The 966-nt window shown below is 62.5% G+C and carries 1 protein-coding gene and 1 pseudogene; both read right to left on the bottom strand.

Annotated features, from left to right (window positions below; all coding sequences use genetic code 11):
• The coding region (locus tag JL39_RS00485; RefSeq protein WP_037145139.1) for a hydantoinase B/oxoprolinase family protein at positions 1–321 on the bottom strand (321 nt) is incomplete at its 3' end.
• Positions 318–966, bottom strand: a pseudogene (locus JL39_RS32330) (hydantoinase/oxoprolinase family protein); the annotation flags it as partial. The pseudogene JL39_RS32330 and the gene JL39_RS00485, both read right to left, overlap by 4 nt.

Here is a 966-nt window from a genome sequence, read left to right as displayed (position 1 = left end):
ATCGTTCAGATGGCCGGTCCCCATCCACGGATCGTTGTGAATGAAGACGTCACCGGGCCTCATTGCAGGAAGGCCCCAGGTGCGGATGACATGGCCGACGGCCAAAGCCATGGAATTGATGTGACCCGGCGTACCGGTAACGGCCTGGGCGAGCATGCGGCCCTTGGCATCGAAGACACCGGCGGCAAGGTCACCGGATTCGCGAACGATCGTCGAGAACGCCGTACGCTGACAGACCTGCGCCTGCTCCTCCACCACCGCCAGCAGGCGGTTCCACATGATCTGCTTGTCGATCAGGCTGATACGGGTCTGGATGTTCATGCAGCGATCCCCTTCCGATCCATGACGATCGAGCCCGCTGCGTCAATGAATGCGTCGAAACTGCCGGTCACGTAGGTCGTGGTTTCCTTCTCGACGATGATCGCAGGGCCGGGGATGACGACGCCGGGAAGCAGCGCCTCCCTGCGGTAGCGTTTGACGTCGACCTTGGCTTCCGCCTTGCCGTCGAAGATCTGGATCACGTCGGCGGATGTCTCGCCCTCGGTAAGCGTGATCTGCGCGATCGTCTCCGGCAGGACGGCGGGTGTCGAGCAGTTCACCGACCAGGCCATGATCTCGATCGCCGCCTGCGGAATGGAGCGGTTGAACATCAGCTGGTAGGTCTTTTCGTACTGGGCGCGCAGACCAGGGACGTCGTCAGCGGTGATATCGCGCACCGGCAGCTCGACGGGAATTTCATGCCCCTGGCCGACATATCGCATGAAGGCGACGCGCTTCTCCTCGATCAGCTTGCCTTGGGCGGCCGGAGCGACCCACGCCATGATCTCGGCGGATGTCGTGGCGAGCAGCTCGCTTGCGCCTTCGTGATCGAATGCATCGAGCCGCATGTATTTCGTCTTTACGATCTCGTAGGAGACCGGCGCGGCGAGGAAACCGACCGCCGAACCGACACCGGCATTGGCGGGG

Source organism: Rhizobium sp. YS-1r, from assembly GCF_000757525.1.
In the GTDB taxonomy this organism is placed as follows: Bacteria; Pseudomonadota; Alphaproteobacteria; order Rhizobiales; family Rhizobiaceae; genus Neorhizobium; species Neorhizobium petrolearium.
The sequence above is the reverse complement of the archived record's forward strand: the minus strand, read 5'-3'. Positions and strand labels throughout refer to the sequence as shown.